The 2,110-nt window shown below is 46.4% G+C and carries 2 protein-coding genes; one reads left to right on the top strand and one right to left on the bottom strand.

What is annotated here, in order from left to right:
• Positions 1-213: hypothetical protein (locus KP705_RS15335; protein ID WP_215764766.1), on the top strand; the 213-nt coding region annotated here is incomplete at its 5' end.
• A gap of 42 nt (positions 214-255) precedes the next feature.
• Here the strand turns inward: KP705_RS15335 and KP705_RS15330 are convergent.
• Positions 256-1,764 (bottom strand): glycosyltransferase family 2 protein, encoded by a 1,509-nt coding sequence (locus KP705_RS15330; RefSeq protein WP_215764765.1) that lies wholly within the window; start codon positions 1,762-1,764, stop codon positions 256-258.
• Positions 1,765-2,110: the final 346 nt, after the last annotated feature.

The following is a 2,110-nucleotide window of genomic DNA, read 5'->3' as shown; positions in this document are numbered from 1 at the left end:
GAGCTCATCACCAAGCCCGCTCAACCGGGCAAGCCGCTCTTCAACGTCAAAAAATCCCGGCTGCTTCATAGCGTCATTCCCTCAGTCAGAACCGGACGAATGGAATCACAGAGCAGACCTCAAAACCAGGGGGTTTTTCGAACCCTCCACCTCATTTTTCACAAAAAGAACAACACCTGTTTTCAGCACGAAACGGTCCTTTATAACGGGTGACTGAGTTGGTTGGTCTGGTACTCAGGGGGGCACGCGATGATCCTACATAACATTCCATAAAAGGCCTGGAACACCACGGGAAATTTCTTCCTGGACCGACGGCGACGCCTGATAAAAAACGCGCAGGAACGTTTCGCGATCGGGCGCTTGCGGCATAGATTTAAGCCAATGAATAATTCTACTGACTGAAAAGCCGCGATCTGCAAAAAATCCTGAAATGGTATTTGCGGTCGAGGAAAGCTGTTCCTCAATTAGGGTTGGCTCAAGAAATTCCCATTCATCTGCAGATCTACGGTTCGCTTCCACCAAGTTTGACCCTGAGCTCGGGTCCTGACAGGACAGATAGAGATTACTAATGGGGTTCCGCAGTCCAAGCCGCCCATCTGGCCGCTTATGACAACGATAGACGAGGCTCCGCATTAGCCTCTCATCCATGGAAATCTTTAAAGGGCCGATGAACCCAGGAATAAATAGGGTCATGAGATGAGGGGTCGAAGAGTGCTTGCTTCCAAGCACTTCGAGGAAGCCATGGCGTTCTGCAACATCGGGTGTTGTGTGCAGAAGTCGCGACTCAGATGGTATATAGTAAATTCGTGTTTTGAAGAACGTTTCAAAGCGATAGATCAACACCCGCTCAGGAGGGGAAGCATTATACTCAGTACTTGTTGCGGGCTCATGAAAACTTACATCAACAAAGAATGTTGCGGCAGAACGTAATTTCTCAATCGCATAATCGAGTGCTGCTTCATATATCGGCAGAAGCAGAACTTCAGTTCTTGGAACGAGCTTTAACGGCTCTTCATCTAGAACATCATTGCGATCAAAATGTTTTAGGTATCCGTCGGAATCACTGAGATCAACATTCAAGCGCCTCTTAATGCGTTGAATGTAGTGTTCTAAGCTTCGGCAAATATAATGCAAAACAAATCCATCATTCCAGTCAATTTCTTGTGCGGAATTAGCAGACAATACTGGAACGCCATTCGGGCGCACATAACGCTGTGTCGAAACGTCAAACCAATGAGGGTTGTGATATTTATTTCCCATTTTTTCAGGACGGACAAAGCTTTTAACAAGTACGTTATCATTAAGCTCTGGCGTGGAATGTCTTGGGAACGCGGCAACTGTGAGTGCATGTGGACGCACGACGCGACCTGATGTGCCATGAATTCGCCAAGAAAACGCTATGCCGTCTGCATGGTCGAGGTCTGCAAGATAAGTCTGCAGTGTTTCGTGATAGCGTAGGTAAATATACTCATCCCCATCAAGAAAACCGATCCAATCAAACTGTCCGCGAGCCTGTTGGGCTGCATCCATGAATGCATCGCGTTGTCGCAGGTAAAAATCGGGCTGCTCGATCGGGTTCGTGCGAGTTAGTCTAATATCGTAGCATTTGGCAGCAGCTTGCAGAATTTCATAAGTCCCGTCGGACGAATGATCTTCATAGATGAAGAATGTCGATACGCCCCACGCAGCATGCCAAGCAATCCAACCAGCGATATCCGAGTATTCATTTTTAACGAACAAAGCGAGAGCAACGCGGGGCCGCATAAAGTTATCCTCTGACCACAACAACATTCTTAATGTTAGCAGATACACCGACATCGACAAGGATCAAGGTAAGCGTCAAGAGCTTGTACGGGAAATTATTGTGAACTAATCGAGAATTTAAGTTGACAGATCATATAAAACAGTGTATCTATATTTATGTTATTATAATAAAATCACAAAAATATTAAAATGGAAAACAGCATGTACTCTCGCTTGTTCGTTTTCACCTGGAGGGTTCGAAAAACCCCCTGGTTTTGAGGTCTGCTCTGTGATTCCATTCGTCCGGTTCTGACTGAGGGAATGACGCTATGAAGCAGCCGGGATTTTTTGACGTTGAAGAGCGGCT

The organism is Gluconobacter sp. P1D12_c, from assembly GCF_018812105.1.
Classification (GTDB): domain Bacteria; phylum Pseudomonadota; class Alphaproteobacteria; order Acetobacterales; family Acetobacteraceae; genus Gluconobacter; species Gluconobacter oxydans_A.
The sequence above is the reverse complement of the archived record's forward strand: the minus strand, read 5'-3'. Positions and strand labels throughout refer to the sequence as shown.

Excerpts from the sequence above, each read along its gene's own strand:
- KP705_RS15330 (WP_215764765.1), bottom strand. The coding sequence starts at position 1,764 with ATGCGGCCCCGCGTTGCTCTCGCTTTGTTCGTTAAAAATGAATACTCG.